Genomic DNA, 24863 nt, shown 5'->3' with positions numbered 1-24863 from the left:
CCCCTACACCCAGAGGTTGTTTCAATGAAGATTTCACGCGGTTTCGCCCTTTCCTGCCTGATGAGCCTGGTCGCCACCCCGGTGTTTGCCGCAGGGTTCAGCCTTGGCGACGCGGCCAATGCCATCTCCGGCATGCAAGGGGGCAACAACAAGGCCGCAGCCGCAGCGCCGTCGTCCGAGACGGCTGGCCTGCTCAGCGCCCTGACCTCGCAACTGAACATCACCCCCGAACAAGCCGTAGGCGGTACGGGCGCCATGCTGGGCCTGGCCAAGAACAAATTGAGCGGCAACGACTATTCGCAACTGGGTAACAGCGTGCCGGGCCTCGACCAACTGTCGGGCAACAATGCATTGGGCAGCCTCGGGGCCTTGAGCGGGATGCTCGGCCAGACCGGCGGTAGCAAGACCAGCGGCCTGGACGGCTTGCTGGGCAACGTGAAGACCACCAACGACCTCAACACCGCGTTCAGCGCATTGGGGATGGACAGTGGGATGGTCGGCCAGTTTGCCCCGGTGATCCTGCAATACCTGGGCGGGCAGGGCGCCAATAGCTCGCTGCTGGGTAAACTGGCCCAGGCCTGGGGCACCGGTAGCTAAATACGCCCCGCACGCAGTTGTTCGATGCGTGCGTCCTTCTGCGTCCAGAGCTGGTTGACCCAGTTCTGGACGGTCTGGCGAAACGCCGGATCATTCTCGTAATCTCCCTGCCACAACGCCGGGTCCAGCTCACGGGTCTGGATGTCGATGATCACCTTGGGCACCGCGCCGCTGATCAAGTCCCAGAACCCCGGAATCTTTTGCTGCGGATACACCACGGTCACGTCGAGCACGGCGTCCAGCTGTTCCCCCATCGCCGCCAGTACAAACGCCACACCGCCCGCCTTGGGCTTGAGCAAACGAGTGAACGGCGAATCCTGCTGCTTGCGCTTGGCCTCGCTGAACCGCGTGCCTTCCAGGTAATTGACCACCGTCACCGGCTGGCGCTTGAACAGTTCGCAGGCCTCTTTGGTGATCTTCAAGTCCTGCCCCGCCAGCTCCGGGTGCCTGGCCAGGAACGCCTTGGTGTAGCGCTTCATGAACGGGTAATCCAATGCCCACCAGGCCAGGCCCAGGAAGGGCACCCAGATCAGTTCTTTTTTCAGGAAGAATTTGAAGAACGGTGTACGGCGGTTGAGGGCCTGGATCAGCGCCGGGATGTCCACCCACGATTGGTGGTTGCTGATCACCAGGTAGCTGGTGTCGCCGCGCAGCTCATCGCCGCCGCGAATGTCCCACTGGGTGGGGATGCACAAGGAGAAAATAAGCTTGTCGATCTCGGCCCAGGTCTCGGCGATCCACATCACCGCCCATGAGGCATAGTCCCGATAGCGACCAGGCGCCACCAGTTTGAGCAGGGCAAACACCAGCAGCGGTCCGATCAGGACCAGGGTGTTGAGCAACAGCAGCAGTGAGACAAAACAGCCGGTGAGCAGGCGGCGCATAAGTAACTCTTGGAATCTTGTGGGCGCGCCATCATAAGCAAGCTGAGTCTAGAGGCCAAATCGCAAATGGCCGTACGAATGTTTCACAATGTGGCGGTTATGGTGGGGTGACTAACTAAGTGCTGTCTTTGCGGTCTAGAATCCGCCTACTTCTTTCCGAGGAACTCACTTCGTGAAACTGCTTCTTGCCTCCCTTGCCCTGGTTGCCCTGCCCGTCATGGCCGCCGAACCGACCCTTTACGGTCGCTACGAATACATCCAGTTGCCGGAGATCGGCGAAACCTTCAAGGCCAAGATGGACACCGGCGCGCTCACGGCCTCGCTGTCGGCCCGTGATATCGAGACCTTTACGCGTGATGGTGAGGACTGGGTGCGCTTCCGCCTCGGCGGTAAGGGCGCTTCCAACAAAGTCTACGAACACGAGGTGTCGCGCATCAGCAAGATCAAGAGCCGCGCCGACGAAGACGACGAAAAAGACGAAGCCTCTGTGACCAAGCGCCCGGTGATCGACCTGGAAATGTGCCTGGGCAACGTCAAGCGTACCGTCGAGGTCAACCTCACTGACCGCAGCAGCTTCAATTACCCGTTGCTGATCGGCGCCAAGGCCTTGCGTGAATTTGGCGCAGCAGTAAACCCGGCCCGTCGTTACACTGCCGACAAACCGGACTGCTGATTTGAACCCATGCCCCACATCCTGATTGTCGAAGACGAAGCGGCGATAGCCGACACGCTGATATTCGCCCTGCAAGGCGAGGGCTTTACCACCACCTGGCTGAGCCTCGGCCAGGAGGCGTTGGCCCATCAGCGCCAAACCCCCGCCGACCTGATCATCCTCGACATCGGCCTGCCGGACATCAGCGGTTTTGAAACCTGCAAGCAATTGCGCCGTTTCAGTGAAGTGCCGGTGATGTTCCTCAGTGCGCGGGATGGCGAGATCGACCGCGTAGTGGGGCTGGAGATCGGCGCCGACGATTACGTGGTCAAGCCGTTCAGCCCACGGGAAGTGGCGGCACGGGTGCGGGCGATCCTCAAGCGCGTCGGCCCCGGTGTGGCGCCGGCGCTGTTCCAGGTTGATCTGGAACGCATGCAAATCAGCTATCGCGGCCAACCCCTGAGCCTGACCCGGCATGAATTCCGCCTGCTGCAAAGCCTGCTGGAGCAACCCGAGCGAGTGTTCAGCCGCGAGCAGTTGCTGGACGCGTTAGGCGTGGCGGCCGACGCCGGTTACGAGCGCAATATCGACAGCCACATCAAGAGCCTGCGCAGCAAGCTACGCAGCGTGGCCGCCGATGCCGAGCCGATCCAGACCCATCGCGGCCTCGGCTACAGCTACAGCCCGAGCAACAGCTGATGCGCCTGGGACTGCGGATTTTCCTGGTGTATGCGCTGTTTATCGGCCTTACCGGTTATTTCGTGCTCAGCACGGTGATGAAGGAAATCCGCCCCGGCGTGCGCCAGTCCACCGAAGAAACCCTGGTGGACACCGCTAACCTGCTGGCCGAGATCCTGCGCGAAGACGTGAAGAACGGCACCCTCGGGCAGAGTCACTGGCCGGCGCTGCTCAAGGCCTACGGCAGCCGCCAGCCGGGCGCGACCATCTGGGGCCTGCCGAAAAACCAGGTCAACCACCGTATCTACGTCACTGACGCCAAAGGCACCGTGCTGCTCGACTCCACGGGCGAAGCCGTGGGCCAGGACTACTCCAAGTGGAACGACGTCTACCTGACCCTGCGCGGCGAGTACGGCGCGCGTTCCACTCGCAGTGCAGCGGATGATCCCACCTCATCGGTGATGCACGTCGGCGCACCGATCCGCGATAACGGGCAGATCATCGGCGTGGTCACCGTGGCTAAACCGAACAGCTCGCTGCAGCCGTATGTCGACCGCACTGAACGCCGCCTGCTGTGGTACGGCGCGGGCCTGGTCATCCTCGGCCTGTTGCTTGGCGCGTTGTTGTCGTGGTGGCTGAGCGTTGCACTGCGTCGCCTGACCGCTTACGCCGAAGCCGTCAGTGAAGGCCGAAGGGCTGAGCTGCCGCATTATCGCGGCGGCGAGCTGAAGCAGTTATCCACCGCCGTCGAGCACATGCGCACGCAGTTGGAGGGCAAGGCTTACGTCGAACACTACGTACACACCCTGACCCATGAATTGAAAAGCCCGCTGGCGGCGATTCGCGGCGCGGCCGAGCTGTTGCAGGGCGATATGAGCCGCGAACAGCAGCAGCGTTTCGTCGGCAATATCGACAGTGAAAGCGCACGCCTGCAGCAGTTGATCGAACGCCTGCTGAATCTGGCGCAGGTAGAGCAGCGTCAGGGGTTGGAAGAGCAGGCGAGTATCCCGCTGGCGGCCTTGGTCGACGCTGTGCTCAACGCCCAATGTGCGCGAATCGAAGGCGCTGGGTTGCACGTCGAGCAGACGGTTGCCGCTGATGTGAAGGTGTTTGGCGAACCCTTCCTGCTGCGCCAGGCCCTGGGCAACGTGCTGGACAACGCGCTGGACTTCACACCGCCCGGTGGCGTGTTGAGATTCAGCGCACAGACGCTGCACAACGACGTGCAGGTGAGCCTGTTCAACCAGGCCGCGCCGATCCCCGACTACGCCCTGCCGCGCCTCAGTGAGCGCTTCTATTCCTTGCCGCGTCCCGGCAGCGGACGCAAAAGTACCGGCCTGGGCCTCAATTTTGTCGAGGAAGTCATGAAGCTGCACGGCGGCACCCTGCAGATCGGCAATGTGCCTGGCGGCGTGCACGTGGTGCTGCATCTCCACACAGTCTCCACATTGCCCACATAAATCCCCCACACAGGCTGCCCAGACTCTCCCCATCAAAACAGGGAGAGACCCATGAACCGCAGCCTGCTTTTCAAACTTGGCGCGATTGCGCTGCTGATCCTGCTGTTGCTGATTCCGTTGCTGATGATCAACGGCATCATCAGTGACCGCCAGCAACTGCGCGACGGCGTCCTGATGGACATCGCGCGCAGCTCCAGCTATGCCCAGCGCCTCACCGGCCCGGTGATGGTGGTGCCGTATCGCAAGACCGTGCGCGAGTGGAAGCTCAATGAAAAGCTCAACAAGCGCTACGAGGTCACCCGTGAAGAGCGGGGGCGTTTGTATTTCCTGCCGGACCGTTTTGAGCTCGATGGCAAGGTGCAGACCGAACTGCGCGCACGGGGGATTTACCAGGCTCGGCTGTTTCATGCCGACAACCGTATCAGTGGGCGTTTCGAGCTGCCTGCGCAGTTGGGCATCACCGAAGACTTTGCCGACTACCGCTTTGAGCCGGCGTTTCTGGCGGTGGGTATCAGTGATATTCGCGGCATCGAAAATGCGCTGAAGCTGGAGCTGGGCAGCCAGCGCCTGGAGTTCGAACCGGGCTCCCAAGTGGACTGGCTGGGGGAGGGCGTGCATGTGGCATTGCCGGAGCAGGACAGCAAAAAACCGGCGGTAGTGGACTTCGCCTTCGACCTGCGCCTGCAAGGCACCGAGCAACTGCAAGTGGTGCCGGTGGGCAAGACCAGTCAGGTGACCCTGGCCTCCAACTGGCCGCACCCCAGCTTTATCGGCAACTTCCTGCCGGCCCGGCGCGAAGTGACTGACAACGGTTTCACGGCCAACTGGCAGACCTCATTCTTTTCCACCAACCTCGAACAAGCCCTGCAAACCTGCCTGGACGGCCAGGGCTGCAACGACTTCAACAACCGCAGCTTCGGCGTGAACTTCATCGACCCGGTGGACCAGTACCTCAAGAGCGACCGGGCGATCAAATACGCGCTGCTGTTCATTGCCCTGACCTTTGCCGGTTTCTTCCTTTTCGAAGTGCTCAAGAGCCTGGCGGTGCACCCGATTCAATACGCATTGGTGGGCGTTGCGTTGGCGTTTTTCTACCTGTTGCTGTTGTCGTTGTCCGAGCACGTGGGCTTTGCCTTGGCCTACCTGATTTCGGCGAGTGCCTGCGTGCTGTTGATCGGGTTCTACGTGTGCCACGTGCTGCGCAGCGTTACCCATGGCCTGGGGTTTTCGGCGGGGTTGGCGGCGCTGTATGGCTTGCTGTACGGGCTGTTGAGTGCCGAGGATTACGCACTGCTGATGGGCTCGCTGCTGCTGTTCGGGCTGCTGGGGACGGTGATGGTGCTGACGCGCAAACTGGATTGGTATGGCGTGGGCAAGCGCAAGGCAGCCGAGCCGCTGCAGTTCGACCTGGAGGCGGTGCAATGATCGGGTTGCGCGAGGATCAGCAAGTAGGGGCGCAGTTAGCCGCAAGGATCGCCACATTCCTCACTACCGCCACCGTCCAATGTGGGAGTGGGCTTGCCCGCGATAGCGGTGGTTCAGAAACAGATGTACTGAATGACGTACCGCAATCGCGGGCAAGCCCGCTCCCCCATTGGGTCGGTGTGAGTGTCAGGCGGGCGGCTGGGTCTCCAGCATCGAAGGCCGCTGGCTGACCTCGGCGTACCAGGCGGCAAGCTTGGGGTTATCCAGGCGCCATTGCATGTCCGGATGACGAAAGTCGAGGTAGCCGAGGGCGCAGGCCACGCTGATCGAAGCGATGTCGAAGTGGCTGGTCAGCTCGGCGATGGCGTCCTGCTCCAGCTCGGCGAGGGTGCGGCGGATCTTGTTGCGCTGCTCATCGAGCCACGGCGCCCAGTGTTTTTCCGCCGGACGCAGGGCGGTCTCGTAACGCACCAGCACGGCGGCATCCATGATGCCGTCGGCCATCGAAGCCAGGGTCAGGCGCCGCCAGCGGGCCGAGCCATCGCGAGGGATCAGCGGATTGCCGACGTGCTGGTGATCGAAGTAATCGAGGATCACCCGGCTGTCGTGCAGCACGGTACCGTCGGCCAGGCGCAGGGCCGGGATCTTGCCCACGGGATTGTCTTGCACCAACTGCACATCGGGGTTGACCGGTGTCGGCATGCAGCCGTGCAGGGCGACGCGATCCTGCTGGCCGGTCTCGGCCAGCAGCACGCGAACCTTACGAACGAACGGTGAAGCGGGGTTGTGGAACAAGGTCATGCTGGGAGTGGACATAGGCAAACCTCAAAATTGACTGTGGCTAGCCTAGAGGGTTGCGTGGTGGCTGGCGAGGGGGAGTGCGGGTGTTTTTGAGGGCCTCATCGGGGGCAAGCCCCCTCCCACATGTGTCCCGCGTTCGTCATAACCACGCGGTCAACTGTGGGAGGGGGCTTGCCCCCGATAGCGCCCTCAGCCACGTCGCTTGAACAACACCCAAATACCAATGGCAGCCGGTATGCCCAACCCCAGCCAACTCAACGAATCCCACAGCCCATCCCCCAGCAACGCCGCAAACAACCCGGCGGCGCTGAGCAGGCCAATCCCCAGCGGAATGCCAAATACCTTCCAGAAACTCGACTGCCTTGGCTTCATGCCTTGCCCGCCCTGCGCCGGACGATCCACAAGTAAATCCCGCTCACCAGCACGATGATGGTCAGCACATCCAGCGCCGCCCAGAGGATCTTCATCGGCATGCCGCCGTAGTCACCAAAGTGCAGCGGCTGTGACATGCCCATGGCGTCCATGTACCACGGCCGTTCGGCGATGGCGGTGACGGCCAGGGTGCTGGCGTCGATCAGGACCGGCGTGAGCAAGTGCGAGGTCAGGTGCGTGCTGCCCTTCATGAACACCGCGTAATGGTGCTCGCTGGAAAAGCGCGTGCCGGGGAAGGCGATGAAGTCCGGCTGCATGCCGGGTGCTGCCTTGGCGGCGATGTTCAGCAGCTCGCTGGCCGGTGCGCGTTGGGCCAGAGGCGGGGCGTTTTTGTAGGGTTCGATCATCGCGCTGAGGCTGTCGGTGCGCCAGGCGGCGATGATCAAATCGGCACAGGCGCTGATCACGCCGGTCACGCCCACCACCAGCGCCCACGTCAGGGTGATCACGCCGATCAGGTTATGCAGGTCGAGCCAGCGCAGGCGCCTGGACTTGTCCTGGCGCACGGTGGCGAACTTCAAGCGGCGCATGAACGGCAGGTACAGCACCGTGCCCGAGACAATCGCGAGCACAAACAGAATGCCCATGAATGCCAGCAGCAACTTGCCCGGCAGGCCGGCGAACATATCCACGTGCAGGCGCAGCAGGAACAGGGTAAACCCGCCATTCGCCGACGGCATCTCGACCGCATCACCGGTGCGTGCGTCGAGCATGAAAGTGTGGGATGAATTGGGCTCGGTGCCCGCTGTGGCGGCCATGATCGCGATCACGCCGTTCTTGTCGTCTTCATCCCACGCCAGGTATTGCATGGCCTCGCCTGGGCGATGGGCCTGGGCCTTGGTCACCAACTGCTCAAGGTTGAGCTGTGGCGTATCGGCGGGCATCCGCGCCAGTTCAGGCTCGTTGCCCAGCAGGTGGTCGATCTCATGGTGAAACACCAGCGGCAGGCCGGTGAGGGCGAGCAGCAGCAGGAACACCGTGCAGATCAGGCTGGTCCAGGTGTGGATGAAGGACCAGCGGCGGATGGTTTTGCTTTTCATTTTCTAGCCTTGTAGCAGCTGACGAGCGCAAGCGAGGCTGCGTTTGCGTTATGCCTGACACACCGCAAACGCAGCCTCGCCAAGGCTCGACAGCTGCTACGCATTAGCCTATTGAAGTTGTGTAGAGACGCATGCTTCAAAAGCGGTCGATTACCACTGGTAGGTGGCGCTGGCGACGACGCTGCGCTGGTCGCCGAAGTAGCAGTAGTTGCCATCACAAGTAGACAAGTAGTCCTTGTTGAACAGGTTGGTCGCATTCAACTTGACCGACGCGCCCTTGAGGCTGTTGTCCAGGCGGCCCAGGTCGTAGTGCACCGCACCGTCAAACACGGTGTAGGCATTGGCCTTGCCCAGCCAGGTGTTGGCTTGGTCGCCGTAGGTGTTGCCGGTGTAACGGGCGCCAAAGCCGATGCCGAAACCGTCAAGCACACCGGTGTGCCAGGTGTAGTCGGTCCATAGCGAGGCTTGCTGGTTGGGCATTAATGTCAGGCGGTTGCCTTTGTAGATGCCTTTCTGCACTTCGGATTTTGCCAAGGTGTAGGCGGCGATGACCTTGAGGTTCTCGGTCACGTCGGACACGGCTTCCAGCTCCAGGCCCTTGACCTTCACTTCGCCGGTCTGGCCGTTGATTTGCTGGCCCCCGGCGCCGAGGGTGGTCACCTGCACATTCTTCTGGGTCAGGTCGTAGACCGCTGCACTCAGCAACGTATTGGAGCCGGGCGGCTGATACTTGACCCCCATTTCCCACTGCTTGCCTTCGGTGGGTTTAAACGTCTTGAGCGCGTTTGTATCGGCGTTGCTCGCCGGTTGGAACGACTCGGCGTAGGACAAGTAGGGTACGAAGCCCGAGTCGAATACATAGCTCAGCGCCGCGTTGCCACTGAAGTGCTTGATGCGGTCAGTGTTGGTCGCATCGCTGTCGTTGAAGTAGGTGGTGCCCTGATGCACCCAATCTTCACGCCCGCCCAAGGTCAGGCGCCACTTGTCCAGGGCCATCTGGTCCTGCACGTAGAGACCGGTCTGCACGGTTTTCTGGTTGTAGTCGTAAAAAGGTCGGACATCGGTCGGGCGCAGGGTCGGCTGAGTGTTGATCGGGTTGAAAATATTGGTTCCCGACGCAAGCCCGAATATCGCTCGATAGGAGGTATCGGTGCGCTGGTGGTCCAGGCCGAGCAGCAGGGTGTGGACGACATCGCCAGTGGCAAAGTCAGCCTGGAAGTTGTTGTCCACCGCGAACTGACCGATGTCCTCGTCGACGTTGGTGGTCGAGCGGCTGATATTGCCTGCGGCATCCGCCGGAGAAAAAGCGTAGGAACCCACGGTCAGTTGCTGGAACGACAGATCCGACTTGGTATAGCGCAGGTTTTGCTTGAACTGCCAGGTGTCGTTGAAACGATGCTCGAAGGCATAGCCCAGCGCGTAGTAGGTGCGGTCGTAGAACTCGTAGTCCGGGTCGCCCAGGTTCTTGTGGTGGGAGACCTCGCCCAGCGGAGATTTGATCTTGGTGCCCTGGATCGGCATGAACTGGCTGGTGGTCCCGGTATCGTCACGGGTGAACTGCGAGAGCAGGGTCAGCTTGGTGTCGGTATCGATGTTCCAGGTCAGGCTCGGCGCAATGTTGTAGCGCTTGTTGTCGATGTGATCGACCTGGGTGCCGGCATCGCGTACCACGCCGCTGAGGCCATAGAGGAATTGGCCTTCATCATCGATTTTGCCGGTGCTTGCGAAGTTGATCTGGCGGTAGTTGTCACTGCCGTATTGCACCTGGATGGCGTTGCTCGATTCTGCACTGGGGCGTCGGCTGACCATGTCCAGCAGGCCGCCCGGTGGGGTCTGGCCGTACACCGACGAGGCCGGGCCACGCAGCAGGGCGAGACGGTCGAGGTTCCAGGTTTCGGCTTTGGGGTTGGCGTACACGCCGCGCGGCAGTGGCAGGCCGTCGAGGAACTGGGTGGGCTCGAAGCCGCGCACGCGCATCCAGTCGTAGCGGGTGTCGCTGCCATAGCTGGCGGAGACGATGCCGGGCATGTACTTCACCGCGTCATCCAGGTTCTGCACGTTGCGATCCTGCATTTGCTCGCGGGTGGCCACGGAGATCGAACGCGGGGCCTCGACCAGGGCGGTGTCGGTCTTGGTGCCGGCGGCGGTGCGTGTGGCCAGGTAGCCTTGTACCGGGCCCCAGGCACTTTCCTGGTTGCCATCCTGCCCCGTGATGTTGGTCACCGGCAGCGCCATCACACCCTCCGGAACCGCCACCAACGTGTACGTCCCCGCGCTGCTTTGCTCCAGTTGCAACCCGGTGCCCCGCAAGGCTTCACGCAGTGCGCCCGGTGCGTCGAACTGGCCCTGGACCGGGGCCGAGGTCTTGCCCGAGGCCAGTGCCGGGTTGAGGGTGAGCGCGAGGCCGGCCTGGCTGGCGATCTGGTTCAGGGTGCTCGCGAGGGGCGCGGCCGGCAGGTTGTAGGCGCGCACGCTGGAAGCTTGTTCGGCGGCAATCAGCGCTGTGCTGGCCAGTGGGGCGCTGAGGGCAATGGCCACGGCTAACAGGCTGGGGCGCAACAAGGTGTCTAGCGTGCGGGACATGGGGCGGCTCCTGAATGGAAGTAATTCGCAATTGCCTATGTGCCGAACGAGAATCGAAAAGTGATAGGGCAGGATCAAAATATTTTGCGGTGGGTTTGAGGGCCTCCTCGGGAGCAAGCCCCCTCCCACATTTGAAGGTATTCGCAAATCAACCTGTGGGAGGGGCGGTGCGACGATTCGACTTGCCCCTGATAGCGATCGCCCAGATGCCGCAGAACCTAAGGCTTACCCGTGACCGTCACCCACCACGGCGTGTGCTGTTCGATCTGCACCGGCAGGGTCGGCAGCAGCGCGTTGAGCGCCAGGGTGGTGTCGTGCAGCGGGAAGCTGCCGGTGATGCGCAGGTCGGCCACGTCTTTATCCACCCCGAGATGGCCTGTACGGTAGCGGCTGAGTTCCTGCACCACATCGCCCAGGCGGGCGTTGTCGACCACCAGCATGCCGCGCGTCCAGGCATCGGTGGCGGGCGTGACGGCCAGGGCAGGGCCGAGGCCGTCGCTGCGCATCAGCACTTGCTGGCCTTCCTTGAACACCTGTTCCTGCGCCAGCGCTTCGGGCTGGGCGCCCACCGCCGATTGCAGCACGCTCAGGCGCGTGGCGTCGTCTTCGCGCTTGACGATAAACCGCGTGCCCAGCGCGCGCAGGCTGCCGTCGCGGGTTTGCACATAAAACGGGCGCGCATCGTTGTGGCCGGTCTCGACGAGGATTTCGCCTTCCTGCAACACAATCAGCCGGCGCTTCTCATCGAAGCGCACGTCGATGGCACTGTGGGTGTTGAGGTTGATCAACGTGCCGTCCGCCAGTTTCAGCGTGCGCTGCTCGCCGGTGGCGGTGCGTTGGTCGGCCAGCCAATAGTGGATCGGCACGTAGCGTTCGCCGGCAAACAACGCCAGGCCGCACACCAGCGCAATACTCGCCAGGCCGCTGCCAAGCTTGCGCACACGCTGGCGAATGCCCTCGCGCGATTGCAACAACGCCGCTCGCGCCGGGCCCGAAGCCACGCTGAAACGCTGGTCGAGCATGCCCAGTTGGCGCCAGGCACGGGCGTGTTCTTCATCACTGGCCAGCCATTTGCTGAATTCTTCGTGCTCCACCGGGCTGCCGTCGCCCGAATCGAGGGACAACTGCCAGGCAATCGCCGCATCCAGCACGCGGGCCGACACCGGCTTGGCGCTGACAAAGGTCACAGTGGCTCGCCATACAGGGCGATGTAGCACTGGCGGATGCCCTGGGCCAGGTACTGGCGCACACGCGGCACCGACACGCCCAGGCGTTGGGCGATTTCGGCGTGGCCGAGGCCGTCGAGGCGGTTATACAGGAACGCGGCGCGGGCCTTGCTCGACAGCTTGCCGAGCAGGCGGTCGATGGCCTTGAGGTCTTCGAGGATCAGTTGCTGTTCTTCCGGCGAAGGGTGTTCGCTTTCCGGGATCAGCATCAATTCGGTGAGGTAGGCCTGTTCGAGGGCGGCACGGCGGAAGTAGTCGAACAGCAAGCCCTTGGCGATAGCCACCAGAAACGCCCGTGGCTCGCGGGGCTCGCGCAACTCTTCACGGCCCAGCAGGCGCATGAAGGTGTCCTGGCTCAGGTCTTCGGCACGGCTCGGGCAGGCCACATTGCGCCGCAGCCAGGCCAACAGCCAGCCACGATGGTCGCGATACAACGCACCAACAAGCTCACTGTGTGGGTTCTGGACCGACGACAAGGCATCACCGAATAAACAAAAGGTTTAAACTAACGAGAATTATTCGCGATTGTGTCAGAGGTGTGGGGCGGGCGCAATTAGCGTCTGTCGGGAGGTGACATTAAAACGATGGCGCGTGTTTACGCCGCTTCCATTGGCTCAAACGCTCTTGCAGCGCCTGAGGCGTGTCGATCTGCTGCTGGCGCGCGCGGCTGAACAGGATCAGCATCAGCTCCGCCGTGGCCAGGGCATCGGCGCTGGCGTGATGGCGTTCGCCCACGTGCAGGTTGAAGTGGTTGATCCAGTCGTCCAACCCGGCTTCGCGGATATGCGCCTCGGGGCAGAGCAGCGGGGCGATGTCGGCCACATCGAGGAACGTATGGGCCAGGCGGTAGCCCAGGCTGTCCTTGAGGGCGCGGCCGAGCATGTGTTGATCGAATGGCGCGTGGAAGGCAAGCAGCGGGCTGTCGCCGACAAACTCCATGAAGTCCAGCAACGCCTCCACCGGGTCGCTGCCCGCCGCGATGGCGCTGGGGCCGAGGCCGTGGATCAGCACGCTGGGGCTGAGTTTGGTTTCGGCGCGGTGCAGGGTGCGCTCGAACAGTTGGGAAAAATCCACCGCGCCGTCCTCGATCACGACCGCGCCGATGGACAGCACCTGGTCACGGTTGAGGTTCAGGCCGCTGGTTTCCAGGTCCAGCACCACCCAGCGCTGGCTGCGCAACGCGTTGTCGCCCAATACAAGAGGCTTGGGGAGTTGCTCCAGGCGCCGTTGTTGCGCTGTATCCAGCCTGGGTTTGGTCGCGCGTAGCCAGTCAAACAAGCTCACAGTTGATACCGTAAGGTCAGGCTGCTTTGCAGGCGCTGGGCCTGGCGCAGGGACTCACGCAGGATACGGCGGTCCAGGTGGTTGAGGCTGTCGGGGTCGACGCGGTTGGAGTAAGGCTGGTTCTCGCGGGTCTGCAACTGATGCTGCTGCATGCGGGTTTGCTGGATGAAGTGATAGGCCTCTTCATAGGCGGCGCCGTCCAGGGGCTCGATCACTTCCTTGACCACCAGTTGGCGCAGGCGCTCCAGGGTGTTATTGGCATGGATGCCGTTGGCCAGGGCCAACAGGCGTGCGCCGTCGACAAAGGGGGTAAGCCCCTGCACCTTGAGGTCGAGGGTGGCCTTTTCCCCGCCTTTACGCGTCAGCACAAAATCGCGAAAGCGTCCTACGGGCGGGCGCTGGCGCAAGGCGTTCTCGGCCAGCATGCGCTGGAACAGCCGGTTATCCCCCACCTGGTCGAGAATGCCCTGGCGCAGTTGCTCGCAGCCACGTTCATCGCCCCACACGACGCGCAGGTCAAAATAGATACTCGACCCCAGCAGGTTTTCCGGCGTCGCCTCGCGAATAAACGCCGCAAACCGCCGCGCCCATTCCGCCCGCGACAGGCATAGCTCGGGGTTGCCGGCCATGATGTTGCCCTTGCACAGGCTGAACCCGCACAGTGCCAGGCTCTGGTTGATCTGCTGCGCCACGGGCAGCAGCCGCCCGCGAATCTCGGCGGCCTCCACCGCGTCCTTGGCCTCGAACAGGATGCCGTTGTCCTGGTCGGTGTACAGCGTCTGCTCGCGCCGGCCTTCGCTGCCGAAACACAGCCAACTGAACGGCACGCCGGGGTCGCCTTTTTCGGCCAGGGTCAACTCGATCACCCGGCACACGGTGTGATCGTTGAGCAGGGTAATGATGTGGGTGATCTGGGTAGACGACGCGCCATGGGCGAGCATGCGCTCCACCAGTTGGCCGATCTCGCCGCGCATCGCCACCAGGTTCTCCACCCGTGGCGCATTGCGGATGGTGCGGGCCAGGTGCACCAGATCGACCCGTTGCAGGGAAAACAGATCGCGTTCGGACACCACGCCGCACAGGCGCTGGTCCTTGACCAGGCAGACGTGGGCGATATGCCGCTCGGTCATGGCGATGGCTGCGTCGAAGGCGCTGTGGTCCGGCGATAAAAAGAACGGCGCCTGGGTCATGTGGCCTTCGATGCCCTGGCTGAAGTCGCCGGTGCCGTCGGCCACCACCTGGCGCAGGTCGCGCAGGGTGAAAATGCCCAGGGGCGCCTTGTGTTCGTCGACGATCACAATGCTGCCCACCTGCTGCTCATGCATCAGCGTTACCGCTTCACGCAGCGGCGTCTGCGGGCTGCAGGTGACCGGATGGCGCATGGCCAATTCGCCCAGGCGGGTGTTCAGGGAATATTGGGTGCCGAGGGTTTCCACGGCTTTTTGCTGCACTTGCTGGTTGACCTGGTCGAGCAGGCTGCTGACGCCACGCAAGGCGAAGTCGCGGAACGGGCTGGACAGCGCGAACAGCTTGATAAAGGCCGGCTTGTTCAGTTGCAGGCAGAAGGTGTCTTCAGCGGCCTTGTGTTCGGTGCGGGTGGCCCGTTCACCTAATAGCGCTGCGAGGGGGAAGCACTCACCGGTGGTAATTTCGAAGGTGGCTTGCGTGGCGTCCGGCCGTTCACCCACGACGCGGCCCTGTTTGACGATGTAAAAGTGTTCCACCGGCCCGCCCGACGGCTTGAGGATGCTCTCGCCGGGGCCGAAGAAGCGCAGTTGACACTGTTCCACCAAAAACGCCAGGTGCGCGTTTTCCATCTGGTTGAACGGCGGAAAGCGTTGCAGGAACTGCAGGGTGCCGTGGATGTTCTGCATGACAGCAGTTTTTCCCGCCTGTGCGAAAGCATCAGCTTTACTCATAACCATGACCGCAATTTTTTTGTCGTTATCGTCCTGCATGGTCGACTCCTGAGCGGCGGGTGCCCATTGGACGTAAGTCTAGGTCGATGAAAACGCCGCAGAACTAAGGAAAAACCTTACACGACTATCGTCCAAACCCCGTAGAACACCCACTAGGCAAACTTTCCGACGAAGTGCACATTGATCGCCCTTCCGCAGATGTCTGACGAGTGTGACGGGGGGATTGATGAGAACTGCTGAGAAACGTATGTCCGACCACGATATTTTGAGTGATGCCGAGCGCGAGGCGCTGAGCGCCGTGATGCTGGAGCCTGATTTACCGCCACAACGCGTGTTGATTGTTGATGACGACAAGGACGCGCGTGAACTGCTGGCGGAGATCCTGGGCTTGGACGGTATTCGCTGCATGACTGCCGACAGTGGTGAGGCAGCGTGGGATTTATTGAAGTCCAGCAGCTCCATCGGTTTGCTGATCACCGACCTGCGCATGGCGCCGAGCAATGGCCTCGAGTTGATTCGCCAGGTGCGCGAATCCACTCGCGCGGCGTTGCCCATCATCATCATGTCGGGGGACGCGGAAGCGCCGGATGTGATCGATGCGATGCATTTGAGCGTGGTGGACTTTTTGCTCAAGCCGATCGATAGCGTGAAGTTGGCGAAGTTGGTGAAGCGGGAGTTGGGGATGGCTTCCTGATTTTGTGGTGTATGTACCGGCCTCATCGGGAGCAAGCCCCCTCCCACAGTTGACCGCATTACTACAGGATGTATCACGATCAACTGTGGGAGGGGGCTTGCCCCCGATGGCGCCTGTCCAGTCACCACAAGCCCCAAAGAAAAAGCCCTGATCTCACGATCAGGGCTTTTTCATTTACAGGCCGTTTTTAGCCTTGAACTCCCTCCGCCGACGGTGCAACACCGGCTCGGTATAGCCATTCGGCTGCTTAGTCCCTTCAATCACCAGTTCCACCGCTGCCTGGAACGCGATGTTGCTGTCGAAGTCCGGTGCCAGCGGACGGTACAGCGCATCCCCGGCATTCTGACGGTCCACCACTGGCGCCATGCGCTTGAGGCTTTCCATCACTTGGGCTTCGTTGACGATGCCGTGGCGTAGCCAGTTGGCGATGTGCTGGCTGGAGATGCGCAGGGTGGCGCGGTCTTCCATCAGGCCGACATCGTTGATGTCCGGCACTTTCGAGCAACCCACGCCTTGGTCGATCCAGCGCACGACATAGCCGAGGATGCCCTGGGCGTTGTTGTCCAGCTCGTTGCGGATTTCTTCGTCGGACCAATCGGTGTTGCTGGCCAGGGGAATGGTCAGGATGTCGTCCACCGATGCTCGCTCGCGCTTGGCCAGTTCGGCCTGGCGCGCGAACACGTCGACCTTGTGATAGTGCAGCGCGTGCAGTGCGGCCGCCGTCGGCGATGGCACCCAGGCGGTGTTGGCGCCGGCCAGGGGGTGGGCGATTTTCTGTTCAAGCATCGCCGCCATCAGGTCGGGCATCGCCCACATGCCTTTACCGATCTGTGCGCGGCCTTGCAGGCCGGTGCTCAAGCCGATATCGACGTTCCAGTTCTCGTAGGCGCCGATCCATTTTTCTGCCTTCATCGCTGCCTTGCGCACCATCGCGCCCGCTTCCATGGAGGTGTGGATCTCGTCGCCGGTGCGGTCGAGGAAGCCGGTGTTGATAAACACCACGCGCTCGCTGGCGGCCTTGATGCAGGCCTTGAGGTTGACCGTGGTGCGGCGCTCCTCGTCCATGATCCCGACCTTGAGGGTGTTGCGTGGCAGGTTCAGCACGTCTTCGATACGGCCAAACAGCTCGTTGGTGAACGCGGCTTCTTCGGGGCCGTGCATCTTCGGCTTCACGATGTAGACCGAACCGGTGCGGCTGTTCTTGCGCGTGTTGTTGCCGTTGAGGCTGTGGATCGCCGCCAGGCTGGTGAGCAGGCCGTCGAGGATGCCTTCCGGTACTTCGTTGCCGTCTTTGTCGAGGATCGCGTCGATGGTCATCAAGTGGCCAACGTTGCGCACGAACAACAGCGAACGGCCGTGCAGCGTCACGTCCTGGCCGTCGACGCCGGTGTAGACGCGGTCGGCGTTCATGGTGCGGGTGAAGGTCTTGCCACCCTTGGCCACTTCTTCAGCCAGGTCGCCCTTCATCAGGCCGAGCCAGTTGCGGTAGATCACCACCTTGTCATCGGCATCGACGGCGGCGACGGAGTCTTCGCAGTCCATGATGGTGGTGAGTGCGGCTTCCATCAGTACGTCTTTGACGCCGGCGGCATCGGTCTGGCCGACCGGGGTGCTGGCGTCGATCTGGATTTCGAAGTGCAGGCCGTTGTGTTTCAGCAGGATCGCGATCGGCTCGGCAGCAGGGCCCTGGAAACCAATCAACTGGGCGTCGTCACGCAGGCCGCTGTTGCTGCCACCCTTGAGGCTGACGATCAACATGCCGTCGACGATCTTGTAGCCGGTGGAATCGACGTGGCTGCCGGCGCTCAGCGGCGCGGCTTCGTCGAGGAAGGCACGGGCGAAGGCAATCACCTTGTCGCCACGCACTTTGTTGTAGCCCTTGCCCTTTTCGGCGCCGTCGGCTTCGCTGATGGCATCGGTGCCATACAGTGCGTCGTACAGCGAGCCCCAACGTGCATTGGAAGCGTTGAGGGCGAAGCGGGCGTTCATCACCGGCACCACCAGCTGTGGGCCGGCCATGCGCGCGATCTCGTCATCGACGTTTTGGGTCGAGGCCTGGAAGTCTGCGGCTTCTGGCAGCAGGTATCCGATGTCTTGCAGGAAGGCTTTGTAGGCCACCGGGTCGTGGGCCTGGCTGGCGTGGGTCTGGTGCCAGGTATCGATCCGCGCCTGGAAATCGTCGCGTTTGGCGAGTAGGGCTTTGTTCTTCGGTGCCAGGTCGTGGATGACCTTGTCGGCGCCGGCCCAGAACTGGTCGGCAGTAATGCCGGTACCGGGAATGGCTTCGTTGTTCACGAAGTCGAACAGGACTTTGGCGACCTGCAGGCCACCGACTTGAACGTGTTCAGTCATTGCTTGCCTCACTCTGCGGAGCTTATGCGCTGATTCAGATTTTCATTATGTAGTGCACGGGATGGCATACTACATGATGACTTGCGGTTGTGAAAATTAGACTAAATACGTCGTTTAGCGACCCACTTTGGTCGTACGGTCACAGCGGAGAACCGGATGTTCTCAAAAAACTATTGGATTGTTCCAGATAAATATAAAAATGGTACACGATTTGTTTTCGAGGGCTTCCGAGTCCACCTTGTAGATTGAATTCAGAGGGCTTCGCCATGGACCATCTTGTACTCACTATTATCGCCGCCGACAAACCCGGCCTGGTAGAACGCATCGCGCAGAACATTGCGGCCCACGGCGGCAATTGGCTGGAAAGCCGAATGGCGCATATGGCCGGGCAATTTGCCGGGATCCTGCGGGTCAGCGTTCCAGCGGAAAACCGTCAGGCGTTGGTAGGGGCGCTGGAAGACTTATCCACCCACGGCATTCGCGTGCTGGTAGGCGAGGGCAGCACCGGGCAGGCATTCACTTCCAAACCGATTGTGATGACCTTGGTTGGCAATGACCGCTCGGGCATCGTACGTGAGATTACCGCGCTGTTGAGCAAGCAGGGCGTGAACCTGGAACGCCTGAGCACCGATGTACGGCCGGCCCCGATGAGCGGTGACCCGCTGTTCAGCGCGGAGGCGTTGTTGCAGGTGCCGTCGACGTTGTCTCTGGATAAGTTGCAGGCGTCGCTGGAAACCCTGGCCGATGACCTGATGGTGGAGTTGCGCAGCGAGGAATAACCCCCAAGGTTATGCATGGAAATCTTGCATGGGCCTGTGGATAACCTGTAGAGACCCGGCGCCAGGCCACGCCGGCCGGGCTTCTGTGCGGGCTGAGCAAAAAACGAGCAGTTTCAAGGGCTTGTGCACAAATGGCGGGGATCAGGTTGTGGATAACCTTGGGGTGGATCTCTGCAAGCCAGGCCGGCTGGGGCTTGCAGAGGTTTGTATGTTATTTGATCAGCGTTTGCGCACGGTCAACCACGCATCGACGCTGTAGACCACCAGCCCGGCCCAGATAAAGGCAAAGGCGAGCAGCGTGCTCGACGCCAGGTGCTCACCGAACAGCAGCACCGCTTCAAGCAGCACCAAGGTGGGCGCCACGTACTGCAAGAAGCCCAGCGCGGTGTAGGGCAAATGCCGTGCGGCGGCGTTGAAGCACACCAGCGGGATCAGCGTCACCGGGCCGGCGGCCACCAGCCACCAGGCTTCGGATGTGCTCCAGAACGCCAGTTGTGCACTGTGGGCCGACGGGTTGAACAGCAACCAGGCCACCGCAATCGGCACCAGCATCCAGGTTTCCACCACCAGCCCCGGCAGTGCCTTGACCGGCGCCTGCTTGCGGATCAGGCCGTAAAAACCGAAGGTCAGCGCCAGTACCAGCGATACCCACGGCAAGCTGCCCACCTGCCATACCTGTTGCGCCACACCCACCGCGGCCAACCCGACGGCCACCCATTGCAGGCGACGCAGGCGCTCGCCGAGGAGCAGCATGCCCAGCAGCACATTCACCAGCGGGTTGATGTAGTAACCCAGGCTCGCTTCGAGCATGCGCCCGCTGTTCACCGACCATACATAGGTCAGCCAGTTACCGGCGATCAACGAACCGCTGAGTGCCAGGATCGCCAGGCGCTTGGGGTTGTCGCGCAGTTCGCGAAACCAACCGGGGTGCTTCCACACCATCAACAGCAAACCACCGAACAACGCCGACCAGAGCACCCGGTGCACGATGATTTCGGCGGCGGGCACACTGGCGATGGCTTTGAAGTAGAGCGGGAACAGACCCCAGATGACATAGGCGCTAAGGCCCAGGATGTACCCCTTGCGGGGGTTGGCGGGTTGCATTGCAGAATCCTTGCTTAGGCAGCTAACAAAGCGCGATTGTAAGGATATTTGTCAACCAATGGGACTGGCTAGGTAATGAGGTCTGCTTTGTGTGGGAGGGGGCTTACCCCCGATGGCGGTGTATCAGCTAGCTTATCTGTAGCTGACACACTGCTATCGGGAGCAAGCCCCCTCCCACATAAAGCCAAAGCCGTCAGAAGAGTTTCAGCGGTTCTTCGTTGAGCGCTGAGAGTTGCTCACGCAGCGCCAGCACCTGGTCGCCCCAATACCGCTCGCTGCCGAACCACGGGAAGCTGTGGGGGAACGCCGGGTCATCCCAGCGCCGTGCCAGCCAGGCGCTGTAGTGCATCAGGCGCAACGCGCGCAGCGGTTCGATCAACGCCAGTTCGCGCGGGTCGAAGTCGTGGAATTCCTGGTAGCCGTCCATCAGTTCCGACAACTGCCCCAGGCATTCCTGGCGATCACCGGCGAGCATCATCCACAAGTCCTGCACCGCCGGGCCCATACGGCAGTCGTCGAGGTCGACGATGTGGAACATCTCATCGCGGCACATCATGTTGCCGGGGTGGCAATCGCCATGCATGCGGATGTTCTTGTGCGGCGTGGCCTTGTACACCTCCTCCACGCGCTTGAGAAGGTCGCGGGCCACGGACTCGTAGGCCGGCAGCAGGCTCTTGGGAATGAAGTTGCCTTCGAGCAGGGTGGTGAGGGAATCGTGGCCGAAGTTCTTCACACCCAAGGCTTCGCGGTGTTCGAACGGGCGGGTAGAACCCACAGCGTGCAAGCGGCCGAGTAGCTGGCCGAGACGATAGAGCTGGTCAAGGTTGCCCGGCTCCGGCGCACGGCCGCCACGGCGGGGGAACAGGGTGAAGCGGAAGCCCGCGTGTTCGAACAGGCTTTCGCCGTTATGAATCATCGGCGCGACCACCGGCACTTCGCAGTCGGCCAGCTCGAAGGTGAAACGGTGTTCTTCGAGGATCGCTTCGTTGGTCCAGCGCTGGGGGCGATAGAACTTGGCGATCAGCGGTTCGGAGTCTTCGATGCCCACCTGATACACGCGGTTTTCGTAGCTGTTGAGCGCCAGAACGCGAGCATCGCTGAGGAAACCGATGCTTTCGACAGCATCGAGTACCAGGTCGGGTGTGAGGGTTTCAAACGGATGGGCCATGCGAACTCCTGCGCGCAGCAGGGCGCCGCGTCCGGCCGGGTATGGTAACGCACAAGGCTGGAGATAGGGGGCGAGTTGAGTATCGCCATCGGGGGCAAGCCCCCTCCCACACTGGACCGCATTCCTACAGGATAAACGCGGTCACCTGTGGGAGGGGGCTTGCCCCCGATGGCGGCCTATCAGGCGCCGACAATCCCACCATCATCCCGCCGAATCGCCATCACCGACGAACGCGGCTTGCCATTCGGCAGGTGTTCCGGCCAGGTCGAACCACCGGTTTCGCCTGGGTGCTGAATCCCCACAAACAGGGTTTTCTGATCCGGCGAGAAGCTGATGCCCGTCACCTCACACGCCACCGGCCCGACCATGAAACGGCGGATTTCCCCGGTGCTCGGGTCGGCGCAGAGCATCTGGTTATTGCCCATGCCGGCAAAGTCGCCGGCGTTGCTGTAGTCGCCGTCGGTAAGGATCCACAGGCGCCCAGCCTTGTCGAACCCCAGGCCATCGGGGCTGTTGAACATGTTCTGTGGGTTGATGTTCGACGAGCCGCCTTTTGGCGTGCCGGCATGCACGCCAGGGTTGCCGGCCACCACAAACAGGTCCCAGCTGAAGTCCGCTGCGCCATGATCATCTGCATTGGCCTTCCAGCGCAGGATCTGGCCGTAGACGTTTTTCTCACGCGGATTGGGCCCGCCCACCGGTTGACCATCTTCGCCGCGCTTGGCGTTGTTGGTCAGGGTGCAGTAGACCTGGCCGTCGGTGGGGCTGACCACGATCCATTCCGGGCGGTCCATGCGTGTGGCTTTCACCACACTGGCGGCCAGGCGTGCGTGGATCAGCACTTCGGCCTGGCTGGCGAAGCCTGTGCTGGCGTCGATGCCGTTTTTGCCATGGGTCAGCTCTACCCATTGCCCTTTGCCCTTCGGATGATCGGCGTTGCCATCGCCCGCATCGAAGATGGCCACGTACAAGGTGCCGTGGTCGAGCAGGTCTTTGTTGGCCTTGGGGTTCTTGTGGTTGATCTTGTCGCGGCTGACGAACTTGTAGATGAACTCGCCGCGTTCATCGTCGCCCATGTACACCACGGCGCGGCCGTCGCGGGTTTGCGCCAATGCGGCGTTCTCGTGCTTGAAACGGCCCAGGGCGGTGCGTTTGGCTGGGGTGGATTGCGGGTCGAACGGGTCGATTTCCACTACCCAGCCGTGGCGGTTGAGTTCGTTGGGGTTCTTGGCCATGTCGAAACGCGGGTCGTGCAGGTGCCAGTTGATTTCTTTGCTGGCGGCCACTACGCCGTAGCGTTTCTGCCCGGCATCGAACGCTTGCTGGGGGTTGCTGCTGCCGAAACAGTCGGTGAAGTTCTCTTCGCAGGTCAGGTAAGTGCCCCATGGGGTCTTGCCGTTGGCGCAGTTCTGGAAGGTACCGAGTACTTTTTTGCCGGACTTGTCAGCGCTGGTTTTCAACCATTCGTGGCCGGCGGCGGGGCCGCTCAGGCGGATCGGTGAATTGCCGTGGATACGCCGGTTGTAGCGCGAGTCCTGGACGAACTGCCAGGTATCGCCCTTGCGCCGTACTTCGATCACCGACACGCCTTCGCTGGCCTGGGCCTTGCGCACGTCTTCGGCCGATTGCGGTGCGCCGCCGTGGGCGTAGAGGTAGCGGTAGTTGGTGTATTCGTTGTTGATCGCCATCAGCGCGCGGTTGTCGTCGCCGGGGAAGGCGAACAGGCTCATGCCGTCATTGTTGTCGCCGAACTGTTGCTCTTGGGCTTTGGCGGTGCCATTGCCGGACGGGTCGAAGGCCGGGGCGCTCTTGTGCAGCGGCTGTCCCCAGCTGATCAGCACTGAAGCGCTGTAGCCCGGCGGCAGGGTGATGGCGTCGCTGGTGGCTGCGGCGATGCTGGTAAAGCCCAGCAGCGGGCTGGCGGAGGCGACGTTGACGGCCAGGGCGCTGCGGCTCAGCAGGTTGCCGCCGAGGAACATCGCGGCACCGCACAGAGCGCCGGCACCGATGAAGCGGCGGCGGGTTAGGCCGACCATCTGTTCGAGGTCGGTGGCTTGGTTTTCTTCTAATAGGCTCATCTCAGGCTCCCTGCGGTTTTTGCAGACACCATAAGGAGCGGGCGTGACGAAATTGTTGCAGTTAGAAGATCCGCTCGGATTACACCGGCGTGCCGAGCAGTACATTGCTGGGGGCACATTGCACTTGGAGCATCCGGCCTGCGGCGGCGTCGAGGGCCTTGAGCACGGCGGGCTGCGCCAGGGCACATAAAACCTGGCCATTGGGCAGGGCGATGCGCACCTCGCTGGGGCCGTCCTCGGCGTCGAGAATCGCGTCGACGGTCCCGCTCATGCAATTGTGTCCAGGTGTTGCAGGTTTATTGAGCGCCAGCAATTCCAGCCAGCCGGCCTTGATCAACGCAACCACTTCCACGCCGATCTCCAGCTCCAGCCGTTGCGTACTGTCATGGGTGATTTGCGCCGCCAGGGTCAGCCCACCAGCGAGTCGCAAGTGAATCAGGTCGTTGCGGCCATGCTGTTCAATCGCAATGACCTGGCCATGCAACTGGTTACGGGCGCTGGTACGCAGCATCAAGCGGCCGAGCAGGTTGAAGTCGCTGGCGGCTTCGTCCGAGCCGAGCACTTCGGCCTGCAACACTTGCAGGCGTTGATAGAGGCGCAGCACCCGTTCGCCTTCGGCTGTGAGTCGGGCACCGCCGCCGCCCTTGCCGCCGACACTGCGCTCGACCAAGGGTTTTTGCGCCAGGTTGTTCAGCTCATCAATGGCGTCCCAGGCGGCCTTGTAGCTCAAGCCCGCACTTTTGGCGGCGCGGGTGATGGAGCCCTGCTCGGCGATATGCCCCAGCAGAGCAATCCGCTGGGGGCGGCGGACAATATGTTGGCTGAGCAAAGTCGGTAGAGACATGGGCATACGCTGTGTTGGGATGAGCGGACGTTGCGGCCGCGATGCATGAGAGTCAAGTGCCAGGCTTTGGCGTGCGGGCCAGGCAGTACACGTCCACCTGTTGCGCCCCGGCGTTGATCAATAACCGCGCCAGGCTGTGGGCGGTGGCGCCGGTGGTGAGCACGTCGTCCACCAGCGCAAGGTGGCGGCCTTGCACCTGGGCGTCAGGGGCCAGGGCGAAGGCGTTGAGCAGGTTGCGTTTGCGCGTCCTGGCGTCGAGGTCTTGTTGCGCGACGGTTTCATGAGGGCGTAGCAACAGGTGTTCATCGTAGGGAAGGTTCAGGTTGGCGCTGAGCCAGCGCGCCAGCATCAGCGCCTGGTTATAACCCCGTTCACGCAGGCGCCTGCGGGCCATGGGCACCGGCAGCAGAATGTCCGGGCGGGTGAGTTCGTTGTTGTCGAAGCGATGTTGCAAGTGCTGCCCCAGCAAGCGTCCCAGCATATGCCCGAGGGGCCAGCGTGCCTGGTGCTTGAAGCGACTGATCAGGGTGTCCACGGGAAAGCTGTAGGTCCAGGGGGCGATCACTTGTTTAAAGGCGGGTGGTTGTTTCAAGCATTGGCCGCAGACCAAACCGTCCATCGGCAAAGGCAAGGCGCAGACTTCGCAATGCTCCATCAGCCAGGGCAGCTCGGTTTCGCAGACGTTGCAGACGCAGTCGGCTGTTTCAGTCGTCTCGTCGCAGATTAAACACTTCTGTGCGTTTTTTAACCAGATGTAAACTTCGTGTTTGTATCTTGGTTGACAGTGCATGAATCTTCCTTAAATATGCCGAGCATCCGTGTCGCGCCTGTGGGTATTGCCCTTTCCGCAGCGCTTGGCAAAG

General features: G+C 61.9%; 22 protein-coding genes. 7 read left to right on the top strand and 15 right to left on the bottom strand.

All coding sequences use genetic code 11. The features are described 5' to 3' along the window. The first annotated feature begins 24 nt into the window (after positions 1 to 24). Positions 25 to 597: a DUF2780 domain-containing protein gene (locus AB1462_RS16635; RefSeq protein WP_090401757.1), complete on the top strand. Its 573-nt coding sequence runs from the start codon at positions 25 to 27 to the stop codon at positions 595 to 597. Here the strand turns inward: AB1462_RS16635 and AB1462_RS16630 are convergent. Further along, positions 594 to 1481 carry an acyltransferase gene (locus tag AB1462_RS16630; protein WP_090401758.1) on the bottom strand — a complete coding sequence of 296 codons (888 nt, stop codon included), beginning with the start codon at positions 1479 to 1481 and terminating at the stop codon, positions 594 to 596. The two genes, AB1462_RS16635 and AB1462_RS16630, sit on opposite strands and share 4 nt — an antisense overlap. A gap of 172 nt (positions 1482 to 1653) precedes the next feature. Between AB1462_RS16630 and AB1462_RS16625 the strand changes: the two genes are divergently transcribed. From AB1462_RS16625 to creD, 4 genes are read left to right on the top strand one after another with little or no spacing between them, the layout of a single operon-like run. Beyond that, positions 1654 to 2154 carry an ATP-dependent zinc protease gene (locus AB1462_RS16625; protein ID WP_090401759.1) on the top strand — a complete coding sequence of 167 codons (501 nt, stop codon included), beginning with the start codon at positions 1654 to 1656 and terminating at the stop codon, positions 2152 to 2154. A gap of 9 nt (positions 2155 to 2163) precedes the next feature. Then, the gene (gene creB, locus AB1462_RS16620) at positions 2164 to 2832 is read left to right on the top strand and encodes a two-component system response regulator CreB (protein ID WP_090401760.1); all 669 of its coding nucleotides are present in this window, start codon (positions 2164 to 2166) and stop codon (positions 2830 to 2832) included. Next, positions 2832 to 4271, top strand: a complete 1440-nt coding sequence (gene creC / locus AB1462_RS16615) for a two-component system sensor histidine kinase CreC (RefSeq protein WP_259193957.1) — start codon at positions 2832 to 2834, stop codon at positions 4269 to 4271. Before creB ends, creC begins: the two co-directional genes overlap by 1 nt. Positions 4272 to 4322: 51 nt before the next feature. Next, complete coding sequence (gene creD, locus AB1462_RS16610; RefSeq protein WP_315335242.1) at positions 4323 to 5696, top strand: cell envelope integrity protein CreD; 1374 nt, start codon at positions 4323 to 4325, stop codon at positions 5694 to 5696. Positions 5697 to 5882: 186 nt separating this feature from the next. Here creD and AB1462_RS16605 read toward each other — a convergent pair whose 3' ends face one another. The 8 genes from AB1462_RS16605 to AB1462_RS16570 form a co-directional block, all read right to left on the bottom strand. Next, entirely contained in the window at positions 5883 to 6512 is a 630-nt protein-coding gene (locus AB1462_RS16605; RefSeq protein ID WP_090401763.1) for a glutathione S-transferase, read from the bottom strand. A gap of 174 nt (positions 6513 to 6686) precedes the next feature. Continuing rightward, positions 6687 to 6869 (bottom strand): DUF4175 domain-containing protein, encoded by a 183-nt coding sequence (locus AB1462_RS16600; RefSeq protein ID WP_259193959.1) that lies wholly within the window; start codon positions 6867 to 6869, stop codon positions 6687 to 6689. Next, the gene (locus AB1462_RS16595; RefSeq protein WP_367247375.1) at positions 6866 to 7969 is read right to left on the bottom strand and encodes a PepSY-associated TM helix domain-containing protein; all 1104 of its coding nucleotides are present in this window, start codon (positions 7967 to 7969) and stop codon (positions 6866 to 6868) included. Before AB1462_RS16595 ends, AB1462_RS16600 begins: the two co-directional genes overlap by 4 nt. Before the next feature lie 150 nt (positions 7970 to 8119). After that, positions 8120 to 10552, bottom strand: a complete 2433-nt coding sequence (locus tag AB1462_RS16590) for a TonB-dependent siderophore receptor (protein ID WP_367247374.1) — start codon at positions 10550 to 10552, stop codon at positions 8120 to 8122. A 218-nt stretch (positions 10553 to 10770) separates the two neighbouring features. Beyond that, positions 10771 to 11739, bottom strand: a complete 969-nt coding sequence (locus AB1462_RS16585; protein ID WP_090401767.1) for a FecR domain-containing protein — start codon at positions 11737 to 11739, stop codon at positions 10771 to 10773. Then, positions 11736 to 12254, bottom strand: coding sequence for an RNA polymerase sigma factor (locus tag AB1462_RS16580; protein ID WP_259193962.1), 519 nt, complete (start codon positions 12252 to 12254; stop codon positions 11736 to 11738). The genes AB1462_RS16585 and AB1462_RS16580 overlap by 4 nt, the downstream gene beginning before the upstream one ends. Positions 12255 to 12354: 100 nt before the next feature. Beyond that, positions 12355 to 13062: a PolC-type DNA polymerase III gene (locus AB1462_RS16575; RefSeq protein ID WP_090401768.1), complete on the bottom strand. Its 708-nt coding sequence runs from the start codon at positions 13060 to 13062 to the stop codon at positions 12355 to 12357. Further along, positions 13059 to 14981 (bottom strand): putative nucleotidyltransferase substrate binding domain-containing protein, encoded by a 1923-nt coding sequence (locus AB1462_RS16570; protein WP_186731539.1) that lies wholly within the window; start codon positions 14979 to 14981, stop codon positions 13059 to 13061. Before AB1462_RS16570 ends, AB1462_RS16575 begins: the two co-directional genes overlap by 4 nt. A gap of 247 nt (positions 14982 to 15228) precedes the next feature. Here AB1462_RS16570 and AB1462_RS16565 point away from each other — a divergent pair, with 247 nt between their 5' ends. Next, positions 15229 to 15675: a response regulator gene (locus AB1462_RS16565; protein WP_090401770.1), complete on the top strand. Its 447-nt coding sequence runs from the start codon at positions 15229 to 15231 to the stop codon at positions 15673 to 15675. Positions 15676 to 15849: 174 nt separating this feature from the next. Here AB1462_RS16565 and AB1462_RS16560 read toward each other — a convergent pair whose 3' ends face one another. Then, positions 15850 to 18027 carry a malate synthase G gene (locus AB1462_RS16560; protein ID WP_090401771.1) on the bottom strand — a complete coding sequence of 726 codons (2178 nt, stop codon included), beginning with the start codon at positions 18025 to 18027 and terminating at the stop codon, positions 15850 to 15852. A 266-nt stretch (positions 18028 to 18293) separates the two neighbouring features. Between AB1462_RS16560 and AB1462_RS16555 the strand changes: the two genes are divergently transcribed. Further along, a complete protein-coding gene (locus AB1462_RS16555) occupies positions 18294 to 18806 on the top strand; it encodes an ACT domain-containing protein (RefSeq protein ID WP_090401772.1) in 513 nt (170 codons plus the stop codon). A 219-nt stretch (positions 18807 to 19025) separates the two neighbouring features. On the opposite strand, the gene rarD is transcribed toward AB1462_RS16555, so the two are convergent. From rarD to AB1462_RS16530, 5 genes are all read right to left on the bottom strand, one after another. After that, on the bottom strand, positions 19026 to 19910 hold the full coding sequence (gene rarD, locus AB1462_RS16550; RefSeq protein WP_090401773.1) for an EamA family transporter RarD: 885 nt from the start codon (positions 19908 to 19910) through the stop codon (positions 19026 to 19028). Between the two features lie 193 nt (positions 19911 to 20103). After that, complete coding sequence (locus tag AB1462_RS16545; protein WP_090401774.1) at positions 20104 to 21078, bottom strand: serine/threonine protein kinase; 975 nt, start codon at positions 21076 to 21078, stop codon at positions 20104 to 20106. 179 nt (positions 21079 to 21257) lie between these two features. After that, positions 21258 to 23156, bottom strand: a complete 1899-nt coding sequence (locus AB1462_RS16540; RefSeq protein WP_090401775.1) for a PhoX family phosphatase — start codon at positions 23154 to 23156, stop codon at positions 21258 to 21260. A 79-nt stretch (positions 23157 to 23235) separates the two neighbouring features. Next, positions 23236 to 24000 carry a TOBE domain-containing protein gene (locus tag AB1462_RS16535; RefSeq protein WP_367247372.1) on the bottom strand — a complete coding sequence of 255 codons (765 nt, stop codon included), beginning with the start codon at positions 23998 to 24000 and terminating at the stop codon, positions 23236 to 23238. 52 nt (positions 24001 to 24052) lie between these two features. After that, complete coding sequence (locus tag AB1462_RS16530; RefSeq protein WP_259193964.1) at positions 24053 to 24790, bottom strand: ComF family protein; 738 nt, start codon at positions 24788 to 24790, stop codon at positions 24053 to 24055. Between the last annotated feature and the right edge of the window lie 73 nt (positions 24791 to 24863).

It is taken from the genome of Pseudomonas sp. SB113 (assembly GCF_040754745.1).
Classification (GTDB): domain Bacteria; phylum Pseudomonadota; class Gammaproteobacteria; order Pseudomonadales; family Pseudomonadaceae; genus Aquipseudomonas; species Aquipseudomonas grimontii.
The sequence above is the reverse complement of the archived record's forward strand: the minus strand, read 5'-3'. Positions and strand labels throughout refer to the sequence as shown.